General features: G+C 71.8%; 10 protein-coding genes. 6 read left to right on the top strand and 4 right to left on the bottom strand.

Translation table 11 applies throughout. The features are described 5' to 3' along the window. Position 1 precedes the first annotated feature (1 nt). Together BC793_RS41760 and BC793_RS41755 are read left to right on the top strand one after the other, a co-directional pair. Positions 2-685, top strand: a complete 684-nt coding sequence (locus tag BC793_RS41760; RefSeq protein ID WP_109602166.1) for a DUF4956 domain-containing protein — start codon at positions 2-4, stop codon at positions 683-685. After that, on the top strand, positions 685-2,211 hold the full coding sequence (locus BC793_RS41755; protein WP_109602165.1) for a CotH kinase family protein: 1,527 nt from the start codon (positions 685-687) through the stop codon (positions 2,209-2,211). The genes BC793_RS41760 and BC793_RS41755 overlap by 1 nt, the downstream gene beginning before the upstream one ends. A 188-nt stretch (positions 2,212-2,399) precedes the next feature. Here BC793_RS41755 and BC793_RS41750 read toward each other — a convergent pair whose 3' ends face one another. Beyond that, positions 2,400-4,907, bottom strand: a complete 2,508-nt coding sequence (locus BC793_RS41750) for an HAD-IC family P-type ATPase (RefSeq protein ID WP_109602164.1) — start codon at positions 4,905-4,907, stop codon at positions 2,400-2,402. Positions 4,908-5,180: 273 nt separating this feature from the next. Here BC793_RS41750 and BC793_RS41745 point away from each other — a divergent pair, with 273 nt between their 5' ends. After that, positions 5,181-6,161 (top strand): glycosyltransferase family 2 protein, encoded by a 981-nt coding sequence (locus BC793_RS41745; RefSeq protein ID WP_109602163.1) that lies wholly within the window; start codon positions 5,181-5,183, stop codon positions 6,159-6,161. A 127-nt stretch (positions 6,162-6,288) separates the two neighbouring features. Further along, complete coding sequence (locus BC793_RS41740) at positions 6,289-7,437, top strand: glycosyltransferase (RefSeq protein WP_239170610.1); 1,149 nt, start codon at positions 6,289-6,291, stop codon at positions 7,435-7,437. 446 nt (positions 7,438-7,883) lie between these two features. On the opposite strand, the gene BC793_RS41735 is transcribed toward BC793_RS41740, so the two are convergent. From BC793_RS41735 to BC793_RS41725, 3 genes are read right to left on the bottom strand one after another with little or no spacing between them, the layout of a single operon-like run. Continuing rightward, a complete protein-coding gene (locus BC793_RS41735; RefSeq protein ID WP_109602162.1) occupies positions 7,884-9,323 on the bottom strand; it encodes a class I SAM-dependent methyltransferase in 1,440 nt (479 codons plus the stop codon). Continuing rightward, complete coding sequence (locus tag BC793_RS41730) at positions 9,320-10,132, bottom strand: hypothetical protein (protein WP_109602211.1); 813 nt, start codon at positions 10,130-10,132, stop codon at positions 9,320-9,322. The genes BC793_RS41735 and BC793_RS41730 overlap by 4 nt, the downstream gene beginning before the upstream one ends. A gap of 47 nt (positions 10,133-10,179) precedes the next feature. Then, positions 10,180-11,004: an SGNH/GDSL hydrolase family protein gene (locus BC793_RS41725; protein WP_109602161.1), complete on the bottom strand. Its 825-nt coding sequence runs from the start codon at positions 11,002-11,004 to the stop codon at positions 10,180-10,182. 72 nt (positions 11,005-11,076) lie between these two features. Between BC793_RS41725 and BC793_RS41720 the strand changes: the two genes are divergently transcribed. Continuing rightward, complete coding sequence (locus tag BC793_RS41720; protein ID WP_109602160.1) at positions 11,077-11,403, top strand: Rdx family protein; 327 nt, start codon at positions 11,077-11,079, stop codon at positions 11,401-11,403. Continuing rightward, positions 11,400-12,479 (top strand): calcium:cation antiporter, encoded by a 1,080-nt coding sequence (locus BC793_RS41715; protein ID WP_109602159.1) that lies wholly within the window; start codon positions 11,400-11,402, stop codon positions 12,477-12,479. Before BC793_RS41720 ends, BC793_RS41715 begins: the two co-directional genes overlap by 4 nt. Positions 12,480-12,500: the final 21 nt, after the last annotated feature.

The following is a 12,500-nucleotide window of genomic DNA, read 5'->3' as shown; positions in this document are numbered from 1 at the left end:
CATGCCCTTCGAAGTACAGGACCTGTCCGGCACGTTCAGTGTCGGTGACATCGCCATCGCGCTGTCGCTGTCGTTCGTGCTCAGCGCGTTCATCGCCTGGGTCTACCGGTTCACCCACCGCAACGTGTCGTACTCCCAGTCGTACGTGCAGACGCTCGTCATCCTCGGGATGCTGATCGCCCTCATCATGCTGGTCGTCGGCTCCAACATCGCCCGGGCGTTCGCGCTGGTCGGCGCCCTGTCGGTGGTCCGGTTCCGGAACGCCATCAAGGAGACCCGCGACGTCGGGTTCATCTTCCTGGTGATGGGCGTCGGCATGGCGGCCGGCACCCGCTTCTACACCCTGGCGATCGTCGCCGCCGTCGCGATCAGCCTGATCATCCTGGTGATGTACCGGTTCAACTGGTTCGCCGCCAACGTGCAGCGCCAGGTGGTGAAGGTGCAGGTGCCGCCGGACGGCAGCGGCGACCACACCCGGAACATCCAGGACGTGCTGATCTCCCTCACCAGCGAATTCGAGCTGATCAGCATCGAGTCGATCCGGGGTGGCGCGCTGACCGAGCTGATGTACACGGTCCGGCTGAAGAAGGGCACCGAACCCGGCGAGCTGATCGGCAGGCTCGGCGAGCGCACCGGCGGACAGCGGGTCACCGTCCTGACCGGGTACGACCAGACGGACCTCTGATGCGGCGCCGGCTGGTCCACCGGATCCCGGTACGGGTCCGGCACTACTGGAGACTGCTCGCCACCTGCGCGGTGACCCTGCTGGCGTTCGCCGTCGTGTTCGGCACCGTCCGGGTCGCGCCCCTGGTGACCAGTTCCGGCACCGGGGACGGCGAGGAGGTGACGGTGAACATCGCCGGCACCGCCGGCCTGTTCGACGCGACCACGGCGCACAGCGTCAAGCTGACCTTCCACGACGACGACTACCAGCGGGTGCTGGACGCCTTCTGGAACGACGACGAGAAGGAGTATCTGGAGGCCGACCTGACCCTGGACGGGACGGTCATCCCGAGCGTCGGGATCCGGCTCAAGGGCAACTCGACCCTCCAGAGCGTCACCCGCAACGGCGAGTCCCGACGGCGCGGCGGCCAACGGGGAGGCGCCGCTCCCCAGGGTGGGGCCGCGCCTCAGGGGCAGGCCGTTCCCCAGGGCGCAGGCGGCTTCCGCGGGGGCGGCGGCATGGGCGGACGGGCCTCGCTCAAGGCCGAGGAACCGGAGACCCTGCCCTGGCTGATCCGCTTCGACGAGTTCGTCGAGGGACGCCGCTACCAGGGACACCGCGAGATCGCGGTACGCGTCGGCGGTATGGGCGGCGGCGCGGCGGTGCTCAACGAGGCGGTCTCGCTCGACGTCCTCGCGGCGGCCGGCGAGATCACCCAGAGGTACGCCTACACGAGCTTCACCGTCAACGACCGCCCCACCACCGCCCGGCTGCTGGTCGAGCACCCCGACGACGAGTTCGCCGACACCGTCGCCACCGCCACCGGCCACCGGGGTGTGCTCTACAAGAGCCTGGCCGGCAGCCGGTTCACCGACCAGGGCGACGACCCGACGGAGTACGCCGACGACTTCAAGCAGATCAACCTCCAAGGCAGTCAGGACCTCCAGCCGGTCATCGACCTGATCAGGTGGGTGAACAGCGCCACTGACGCCGAGTTCGACGCCGGCCTGGGCGACCACGTCGACGTCGAGGCGTTCGCCCGCTACGTCGCCACCCAGAACCTGCTCGTCAACTTCGACGACATGGCCGGCCCCGGCCGCAACTACTACCTCTGGTACGACCTGGACACCAGGAGATTCTCGGTCGTCGGCTGGGACTACAACCTCACCCTGTCCGGTTCGGCCACCCAGGACCCGGCCCAGTCGGTCAGCATGGGCGGCGGCATGCGCGGCGGCGGATTCCAGCCGCCCGAGGGGATGCGGATGCCGCAGAACGGCGGCGGTGGCCTCATGAGCGGTCACCAGCTCAAGGAGCGTTTTCTGGCCAGCGCCGCCTATCGCGACGTCTACCGGAAGGCGTACCGGGAGTTGTTCAACAAGACCTTCGGCAACGCCGCGGCCCTCAACACGATCACCGCGATCACGGCGGTGATCGGCACGGTCGACGGCGCGGACACCCGGGCCGTCGCGACCGAGGCGGAGAACCTGACCACCCTGATCCGGGAACGCACCGGATTCCTGGCCACCCACGAGTTCATCACCGGGTGACCGGGGGAGCCCCCGGCCGGCTGCCCATGGCCCCCCATGACAGCCGGCCGGGTCTCCTTCATCGGGCAACGACCAGGGAGCGCCGGGCAGCACCGGGCGCACCGCACGATTCCGGAGCGGTGCCGGCCCGGCCGGGCAACGCACGCATGGGCCGACAGTCGGCCCGCGGCGCGGGCACCTGAGAAAAACTACCGGCGGGGTTCGCCGAGGCCGAGCAGCCGGTCGAACAGACGGAACCGGAAGACCACGGTCAGCGTGCCGTACCAGAGGATCAGGGCGGGCAGGACCACGAGGAACACCGGCTTCGAGGGGCCCATCAGACCGAAATAGTTCCACAGCGCCGGTACGCACAGGACCGCGCTGAACACCACGCACAGGCCCAGCACCAGCAGCGCCGGCCGCTTGTCGCCGGTCGGGGCGGTCCACGCCGCGAACGCCCGCGACCGGGGGGCCAGGAACAGGATCAGCAGGAACGACGCGAAGCAGAAGAACGTCGACAGGCCGGTCTGCGCCAGGATCGTCGCCGACGCCGTGGTGAAGTCGGCGTCCAGGTTGTACTTCAGGCCGGTGGTCTTCTCGAACTCGTGGATGATCCGCGCCGGCGTACGGCCGGGTTGGAAGCCGTGCGAGATCATGCTGTACAGCGCCGTGTAGATGGCGGTGCCGAAGATCGCCGTGATCACCGACGCCGGCGCCACGAACCGGACCAGGTTGCGCAGCAGGTCGGGGTCGGGCCGCCCGCGACCGGCCCAGAACGTGAGGAACACCGTCGGGATGCCGACTGTGAACATGGTCAGCCCCACCTGCGTCGGCGAGTACGGGAAACCCAGCTGCAGCATCGTGACGGCGAGGATGACCAGGCCCTGGCTGGCCACGCGCGCCAGGAAGACGTACAGCGAGATCCCGATGCCGTTGATGATCCTGCGGCCCTCGTGCCGGGCCGGCGGCAGCGCCGCGAAACTGTCGTCGACCAGCACGATGTCGGCGACGTCCCGGGTCACCGCGCTGCCGCTGCGCATCGCCACGCCGACGTGCGCCTGCTTGAGGGCGCGGGCGTCGTTCACCCCGTCGCCGATCATCGCGACGTAGCGGCCCTGCCGGCGCAGCGACCGGACGATGCGTTCCTTGTGTTCCGGCGCGACCCGGCCGAACACGGTGGACCGGGCGACCAGCCGGTCCAGCGCCGGATCGTCGAGATCGTCGAGGGCGTGTCCGGGAACCGGGTCGCCGTCGCCGAGCCCGGCGCGGGCGGCGATCGCCGCGACCGTCCGCGGGTCGTCACCGGACAGCACCTTGAGGTCCACCCCGTCGGCACGGAACCGGGCCACCGTCTCGACGACGTCCTCGCGCAACTCGTCGTCGAGCACGGCCAGCGCCACCGGCTCCAGCATCGGCAGTTCCGGCCGGCCCGCCGCGTCCCGCAGCCCCGCCTCCGGATCCTCGGTCCGGGCCAGCAGCAGCACCCGCAGGCCCCGCCCGGCCCGGTCGGCCACCTCGGCGGGCTCCACCTGCCACCGCAACCGGCCGGCCAGCGCGTCCGGGGCGCCCAGCACCCACGTGCCGGTTCCGGTGACCATTCCGGACCAGCGCAGCGACGACGAGAACGGCACCTCGTCGTGCACCTCCCAGACCGGCCCGCCCAGTGATCCGGCGATCGCGAGGGCCGTCAGGTTGGGGGTGGCGGCGTTGTGCGCGAGCCCGCCCAGAGCCTCCGCCGCCTCGTTGTACTCCCGCACACCGAGCGGGACGATCTCCTCCAGCGTCAGCCGGCCGGTGGTCAGGGTGCCGGTCTTGTCGGTGCAGATCACGTCCACGTTGCTGACCGACTCGACGGCGTTGACCTGCTGCACCAGCGCCCCGCTGCGGGCGATCCGGACGGCGCCGGCGGTGTAGGCCAGGGCGATCAGAAAGAACAACCCATACGGTACGAGACCCGACAGCACCGCGGTGATCTGAACGACCCGCAGCACACTGAACCCCTCCAGCGCCGCCTGCGCCAGGATGCACCCGCTCATCAGGGCGGTCAGGGCCATCACCAGGCGCACGATGAACTCGATGCGGCGCTGCAACGGCGTCCGGTCGGTGGTGGACCGCCGCGCCTGGGCGGTCAGCCGGCCCGCGTAGCTGTGCACCCCCACGTCCCGGGCCTGCTGGTGGCCGTCCCCGGCCACGCACAGGCTGCCCGAGCGCAACTCGTCACCCGGGTGCTTGACCACCGGGTCGGACTCGCCGGTCAGCAGCGACTCGTCGGCCTCCAGGCGCCCGCCGTCCAGCAGTGGCCCGTCCACCACGATCTGGTCGCCCGGCCGGACCCGCAGCACGTCGCCGCGGACCACCCGATCCGGCGCTATCTCCACCTCACGGCCGTCGCGCACCACCAGCACGCCGGCCCGGTCCAGCAGTTGCAGCCGGTCCAGTTTCCGTTTGGCACGGATCTCCTGGGCCGCACTGATCACCGCGTTGATCAGCCCCAGGCCCACACTGATCAGGGCGTCGCTGTACTGGCCGAGAGTCAGCAGGGCCGCGCCGATCACGAACAGGATCAGGTTGAAGAACGAGAAGACGTTCGTCCGCAGGATCTCGGCGTAACCGCGCGACCCGCCCTGGACGGCGATGTTCCCCTCACCGCGCCGTCGCCGGGCGCCGGCCTCCGCCTCGGTAAGCCCTTCCGCCGGTGCGAGCATCACCTGTTCCACCAGATCGAGACTAATCGCCCAAAAGCCGCTCCATGCCGGTTCCGGCTGTACCCCGTCCTTCCGGCCCCTGGACCAGCCATCACGCGGTCGACGACACCGCCGGACTCGTTCGGGACACCGTTTGTTCGACTCCCGTGCGCCGCCCGGAACTCTGTTGCTCGTCAGCCGGGCGCGCGGTATTAACTCCGCCGCCGCCCGCCACCCATAGCTTCGAGTCGATCACGCCCGGCCGCGCCCGACCCCGGTGGCGCCCCTGCCCAAGCGAGTCGACTCATGCCTGCACTCCCGGACGTCAGCGTCGTCATCCCCACGTGCAACCGCCCGGACCTGGCCGTCCGCGCGGTCCGCAGCGCCCTCACGCAGACCCACCGCGACCTCGAGGTGATCGTCGTGGTCGACGGTCCCGACACCGACACCACCACCGCCCTCGCCGCCGTCGGCGACGACCGCCTGCGCGTCATCGTCCTGCCCGAACGCGGGCGCGCCCCGCACGCCCGCAACGTCGGTGCCGCCGCGGCCCGCGGCCGGTTCGTGGCCCTGCTCGACGACGACGACGAATGGCTGCCCCACAAGATCGAGGCGCAACTGGCGCTGGCCGCCGGATCCACCGCCGCGCACCCCATCGTCGCCACCCGGCTGATCAACCGGACACCCCGCGCCGACTCGGTCATGCCCCGCCGGCTGCCCGCCGCCGGCGAACCGCTCAGCGAATACTTCACCGTCCGGCGTGGCCTCTTCTACGGCGACGGCTTCATCCAGACGTCCACCATCATGGCGCCGGCCGACCTGCTGCGCCGGGTGCCGTTCACCGTGGGCCTGCGCCGCCAGCAGGAACTCGACTGGGCACTGCGGGCCATCCGCGAGGACGGGGTGGAACTGCTCTACGCCGAGGAGCCGCTCGTCCTCTGGCACCAGGACGAGGACCGGGAACGGATCAGCCTGCACAACCCGTACGACGAACAACTCGCCTGGCTGCGCGACAACCGTCACCTGTTCACCCAGCGGGCGTACGCCGCCTTCACCCTCAGCGTGATGAGTTCGATGGCCGCCCCCGGGCGCGACGGCCGCCACTTCCGGGAACTGCTCGCCGAAGCCCGCCGCCACGGCCGCCCCGGTGCCCTCGACTACCTGACCCACCTGCAGATCTGGGCGCTGCCGCCGGCCGTACGGGCCCGCCTCCGCGACCTCATCGTCGGCCGCCGCTCCACCACCGAAAACCCGGCCCCCGCTCCCGAGCCGGTCGATGTCGCCTGACCCGGTCCCGTCCTCGTCCCCGCCCGGCGCATCGGCGTCTCCGCCCGGCGGTTTATCGTCTCTGCCCGGCGGGTCATCGTCTCCACCCGGCAGATCGTCGCCTTCGCTCGGCGGATCGTCGTCCACCGTGGAGCCGGATCGGCGGCGGGTGGCGATCTGGCGCAGCGCGATGCTGCCCGGCTCGGAGACCTTCATCCGGGCCCAGGGCGACGCCCTGACCCGCTGGTCCTCGGCCTACGTGGGTGCCACCCGGATCGACTCGGCGCTGTCGCGGCCCGACGACGTCATCGTGTTCCCGGACGGCCCGGCCGGCCGGCGCGACTTCCTCGGCCTGCGGCTCGCCGGCACCTCCCCGCGTCTGCGGGCGGTCCTCACCCGGGTCCGGCCCGACCTGGTGCACGCCCACTTCGGCGGCGACGGCTGGCTGATCAGCCGCACCGCCCAGCAGGCCGGCGTTCCGCTGATCGTCACGGTCCACGGTCACGACGTCACCCGGCAGCCGCTGAGTCCCGGACTGCACGGCCTCCGCTACCGCCGGAACCTACGGTCCGTCTTCGACCGGGCCGCCCTGGTCATCGCCGTCTCCGAGGTCATCCGCGACCGGGCCGAAGCCTGCGGCGCCGACCCCGCGAAGATCCGCGTGCACTACACCGGCGTCGCCGTCCCACCGGCCGTCCCGATGGTCCCGAAACGCTGGGACGTCGCGTTCGTGGGCCGTTTCGTGGCCAAGAAGGGCGTCGATGACCTACTGACCGCCCTGTCCCGGCTGACCGGCCCCCGCCCGCGCGCGGTGCTGATCGGCGACGGCCCGCTCCTGCCCGAAATGCGCGCCCTCGCCGAACACCTCGATGTCGACGCCACCTTCCTGGGCAGCCTCCCGCCCGAGTCGGTCCAGCGGCACCTGGCCGAATCCCGCATCCTCGCCGCCCCGTCCCGGACCGCGCCCGACGGCGACACCGAAGGCCTGCCCACCACCATCCTGGAAGCCGCCGCCCTGGGCCTCCCGGTGGTCGCGACCCGCCACAGTGGCATCCCCGAGGCGGTCCTCGACGGACGGACCGGCCTGCTCACCGCCGAAGCCGACCCGCCCGCCCTGGCCGCGTCGCTGTCCCGCCTGCTCGGCGACACCGACCTGCGTCACCGCATGGGTGCACAGGCCCGCGACCACGTGAGCACCCACTTCGACCTGCGCACCCAGACGCTGCGCCTCGAATCCCTCTACGACGAGGCCACCGCCGCAGCCCGCCCGCTCCCCGCCCGCCCCTCCCGACCGTGACCTACCCGCCCACCCTCACGTGAGCGACAGCTGCTGAACGCCCGCCCCCGGTACCACCGATCTTGCCCGGCTGGTCCCCACCGCTGTCTCACGCCGCCCGAGACAGCGGTGACGACCAGCCAAGAGCGTGCAGCTGGCTGTCACCGCTGTCTCGCGCCGCTTGAGACAGCGGTGGGGACCAGCCGGGAGGGTTCGGCTGGCTGTCACCGCTGTCTCGCGCCGCTTGAGGCAGCGGTGGGGACCAGCCGAGGGCGTTTGGCTGGCTTTCACCGCTGTCTCGGGTCGCGTGAGGCAGCGGTGGGGACCAGCTGAGGGCGTGCGGCTGGCTGTCACCGGTGTCTCGGGGCGCTTGAGGCAGCGGTGACAGCCAGCTGGGTGGGTCTGGCGTGGCGTGGCTGGGCGCGGGGGTGGGGGTGGGGGGTGGCGGGGGTGGGGGACGGCTTGGGTCAGCGGAGGCGGCGGAGGGCGGCGGTGGCCAGGCGCCTGCCCCGGCGGACGCCGCCCAGGACGGCTGTCGCGGCACGGCCGCCCGGCGTGGCCTTCAGGACGGTGATGATCCGGTGGGCGCGGGAGAGGTCGGACTGGAGGGTCGCGGTCCTCTGCTCGTACCAGGTCAGCTGAGATCTCGCCTCGGCCAACCGCTCGGCGAGACGGTCGTGGGCGGCGGTGAGCTCCCGCAACGTCGACGGGGTCGCCCGGGCCGCCGGAGGCGGGTCCACCGGAACGCCGGACATGGCCGCCAGCAGCTCCGCCGTGCCGTCGGCGGGCCACAGATGGGCCAGGCCCTCGTCGTGCAGGGCGGCGGCGAACCGCGCCAGCGCCCCCTCGGGATCCGCCGCCGGCGCGGACAGCGGCCGGAGGTCGCCGTCGGCGGTGCGGAGCAGGGCGTCGGCCGATACGGCCGCGTGCGGTCCGGACTGCCACCCGGTGAGCAGGGCGCGGAACTCCGGCCGGTCACCGGTGCGGGCGGCGGCCAGGAGGGCGTCGTGCAGACAGACGCCGGCCGGGACCCGGCCGATGGCGCCGAGAGTCCACCCCGAGGGGGTACGAACCAGCTGCCCCTCGGCGAGCAGACCGTCCGGCAGCGGCGACGGATGGTGACCGGGGTAGGCGGCGGCGACGATCCACGCCGGGGCGAGGGCGGCGGCCAGCCGGTGCCGGAGCAGGTCGGCGGCGAGCGGCCGTGGGTCGGCCAGCAGCGGCCCGTCCGGCAGGCCCGCCCGGCGCAGCGCCGAGGTCAGGTAGCCGTGCAGGCCCGGTTCGGTGAGCGCGTCCTCGTCGAGCAGCACGGCGGGTGACCGCGGCGACGGGTAGGCCGCCCAGTCCCGCAGCACGTCGAGCCCGGCGGCCCGCAGGTGGGCGCGCAACGGTTCGAGGCCGGCGGGCCGGGTCGGGTCGGCGGCCGGGTACGCCGACCACGCCGCGTCATCGGGGGTGCCGGCACCGGCGTAGAGGCGGTGCAGCCCGACCGGGTTGGCGACGGACAGCAGCAGCCGTCCACCGGGGCGCAGCACGGCGAGCAGCTGGGCGACACCGGCGGACCACGGCAGATCGGCGGTCTCGGTGGAGCCGGTACGGCCCAGCCCGTCCAGCGCCACGACGGTGTCGTACGCCGGAACCGCCGCCAGTTTCTCCAGGCTCCCGCAGCAGACCTGCACCCCGGCCCGGCCGGACCATCGGGAGGCGAGCGCGTTCGCGTCCGGCACCCCGCGCACCAGCACGGTGACCTGCCGGGCCGGGATCGCGTCGATGAGGTCCGGGTCGTGCGGCCCGACGACGAGCACGTGCCCGCGCGCCGTGCCGGCGAGTTCCCGCAGCAGCGCGCCGCCGGCCGGGTCGTGATCGGACCAGTGCGGCATCTCGCCGCCGAGCAGGAGCGGAGTCATGCCGTCGTCCAGTGGAAGAGGTGCCGAAGCTCGGCAGGGGACAGGATCCGGTCGGCGCCGAGTTCGTCGACGGCGATGGTGTGGGCGGTGGCCGGGTCGATCCGTGGGCCGTGCAGGTCGGCCCACTGCCGGCGGATCCGCGACCGCCCGCCGAACAGGTCCTGCTCGCCCTGCAACTGCATCGGATCGCCGTAGACGGCCGGTTCGCAGCCGGCGAGGATGCCGTAGAAGACGGCGCTGCACAGCCGGTTCGACGCGACCCGCCGGTGCCGGCGCTGTTCGGCGAGCTGCCGGCTGAGGAAACCCGGGTCGAGGTCCTTCCACCAGCCACCCCGGTAGCCGTGGCATATGACCCGGAACCCGGCCTGCTCGTAGCGGCGGCGTACCCGGGCGGTGCGGTACTCCTGCCAGTACAGGCAGACGGTGACCGGGCCGGTCTCGGTGTCGCGGATCTCGGCGATCAGCCGGTCGTGGTCGCCTTCGACGTGCTGGCCCTCCCAGCCGTGGAACGGGTACCAGATGGTGCCGTCGCGTTCCCCGGTGACGGGCGGTTCCATGACGGTCAGGTACGCCCACGGCGCCCCCACCACGTGCACCCCCCGCCGTCCCATCGACCAGGCTCGCCGCCGGGTCCGTTCACTCCAGACGAACGCCGGGACGCCGGGGACGAACTCGTGGTCGGGGGCGAGGCCGTCGCCGATGTTCCACCCGTGCTGGAGGTAGCCGTGGATCCGGGGCGGATCGGCCTCGAACCCGCAGTAGCGGGCCAGCACGAAGGAGTGGCCGTAGTAGTGGTTGGCGTGGTGCACGCCCCATCCCACCGTGGGAAGGCGTACACCACGCAAACGTCAGGAGATCAGCCGGTGACGGCGAACAGGGCGTCGGCGTACGCCTTGTGGCCCTCCGGCGTCGGGTGGTACGACTCGGACAGGTTGTCGCGCAGCCCGTGGATCCACGGCTCCTTGGTGCACGCCTCGTGCCCCTCGAACGCCTTGCGCACGTCGACGAAGGTGAAGCCCTGCACGGCCGCGACCCGGCCCTTGATCAGCTCGTCGAGCGAGTCGGCGCCGTCGTTGAGGGCCTTGCGCCGTGCGTCGCTCAGCGCTTCGCAGGACACCCCGGCGGCGCCCGGCGCGGCGACCAGGTGCGGATATCCGAGGACGTACACCTTCGCGTTCGGCGCCTGGTTCCGGATCACCTTGTAGAGCGCGTCCAGCTCGGCCGGCAGGGCGCTCTGCACCGTGGTGACCGCCGTGTCGACCGAACTCTTGCAGGTCTCGTCGGTGCCCAGCAGGCACGCCTGCAGCGACTTCGTCCAGCCGGCGTCGTTGCCACCGACCGTGAGGGTCACCCAGCCGGTGTTCTCGTTCAGCGCGGTGAGCTGCTCGTACCGCACATCGTTGATCTTCGCACCGGCACACGTCGCGTCGGTGATGGTGCCGAACTTGGCGACCGTGCGCAGGGCGGCCCACAGGTGCGGGTAGCCGCCGTCCTTGCTCTGCACACAATCCTGCTTGTCGCCGTAGTTCCCGGCGCCCAGTCCGGCCGCGTACGAGTCACCGAGCGCCACGAAGTCGCGGGCGTCCACGGCCTTCGTGGCGGCCTCCTCGGCGTCACCGCAGGCCGTGAGTGCGGCCAGCGCCACCGCGGTGGTGGCGACCGAGATCCAGCGTCGGTTCAAGACAACTCCTTAACGAAAGTACAGATCCCGTGAATCATGCATGACCCCCGCCATCCGGCATACTGCTGACCTGTGACGATTCGGCAGCCCCGCCTAGAGATCGAGTACTGCACACAGTGCCGCTGGCTGATGCGCGCCGCCTGGACGGCCCAGGAACTGCTCACCACGTTCACCACCGACCTCGGCGAGGTCGCGCTGGTCCCTGGTGTCGGCGGGGTCTTCGAGGTACGGCTCGGCGACGAGACGCTGTGGTCGCGTAAGGCCGACGGCGGCTTCCCCGAGCTGGCACACCTGAAACGACAGGTCCGCGACCGCATCGCCCCGGGGCGTTCGCTGGGCCACAGCGATGGGCACAAGACAGGCGAGCCGGCGGGGAGTAAGGCAGAGTCTGACGGGTGACATCCCGTTGGACGCTGTATCTGCCCGTTGCCGCTCTGGTCGCGCTGATCCTGACCTTCGGGCGCGACCTGCCGTCGTACATCGTGGTGCTCGTCTCGGTGTTGCTGGCCGGTGCCGTGCTGGCCGCCGTCCACCACGCCGAGGTGGTGGCGCACCGGGTCGGCGAGCCCTACGGTTCGCTGATCCTGGCCGTCGCGGTGACGATCATCGAGGTGGCGCTGATCGTCACGCTGATGGTCAGCGGCGGCGAGAAGGCACAGTCACTGGCCCGGGACACCGTCTTCGCCGCCGTGATGATCACCTGCAACGGCATCCTCGGCATCTCCCTGCTGGTCGGAGCCCTGCGCCGGCGGATCGCGGTGTTCAACCCGGAGGGCACCGGTTCCGCGTTCGCCACGGTCACCGCGATCGCCACGCTCAGCCTGGTGCTGCCCACGTTCACTACCAGCAGCCCCGGCCCGCAGTTCACGCCGGCGCAGCTGGCCTTCGCCGCGGTCGTCTCGCTCGGCCTCTACCTGCTCTTCGTGGCCGTGCAGACCCGGCGGCACCGCGACGACTTCATGCCGATCACCACCGCGGGCGAGGTCATCGAGGCCGAGGAACACGACGACCCGCCGTCCTCCCGGGCCGCGTTGCAGAGCCTCGGCCTGCTGCTCGTCGCCCTGATCGCGGTCGTCGGGCTGGCCAAGGGCGTCTCGCCGACGATCGAGGCCGTGGTCGCCTCCGCCGGGCTGCCGCAGGCCGTGGTCGGCGTGGTGATCGCCCTGCTGGTGCTGCTGCCGGAGACCATCGCCGCGGTCCGCGCCGCCGCCCGCGACCGCATCCAGACCAGCCTCAACCTGGCCCTCGGCTCGGCGATGGCCAGCATCGGCCTGACCATCCCCGCGATCAGCGTGGCGATGATCTGGCTGGACGGGCCGCTGCTGCTGGGCCTCGGCGGTACGGAGATGGTCCTGCTGGTCCTGACCGTCGCGGTGGGGACGCTGACGATCGTGCCGGGCCGGGCCAACATCCTGCACGGCGGCCTGCACCTCTCCCTCATGGCGGTGTTCCTGTTCCTGGCCGCCAGCCCGTGATCCACCGGTGCCGGTAGATTG

This window comes from Actinoplanes xinjiangensis (assembly GCF_003148685.1).
GTDB classification, from domain to species: Bacteria; Actinomycetota; Actinomycetes; order Mycobacteriales; family Micromonosporaceae; genus Actinoplanes; species Actinoplanes xinjiangensis.
Note: the sequence above shows the minus strand (reverse complement) of the source record. Positions and strands in the feature narration are given on the sequence as shown.